The sequence below is a fragment of the Arthrobacter sp. ZBG10 genome, assembly GCF_001238605.1.
In the GTDB taxonomy this organism is placed as follows: domain Bacteria; phylum Actinomycetota; class Actinomycetes; order Actinomycetales; family Micrococcaceae; genus Arthrobacter.
On the sequence record NZ_LFQH01000151.1, the window covers coordinates 1 to 226 of the forward strand.

1 pseudogene is annotated in these 226 nt (G+C 66.8%); it reads left to right on the plus strand.

What is annotated here, in order from left to right:
• Positions 1-38 precede the first annotated feature (38 nt).
• Positions 39-226 (plus strand): annotated as a pseudogene (locus tag ACU18_RS20090) (1,2-phenylacetyl-CoA epoxidase subunit PaaB); the annotation flags it as partial.

Genomic DNA, 226 nt, shown 5'->3' on the forward strand with positions numbered 1-226 from the left:
GCAAAGCAGCAGGCCAAAGAGACAAAGGAATTCGCAGCATGACGCCACCACACGGAAACCCGGATGCCCCCGTCAGCGCCGCCAGGGAAGTAGCCGAAGAAGCCGCGAAGGTTCCGGCTGGAACCCCCAGCCCGGAAGCGGCAGCGAAGGAAGCGGGAGTCCGGAACGGCTGGGGCCTCTGGGAGGTCTTTGTCCGCTCCAGCCGCGGCCTGAGCCACGTGCACGC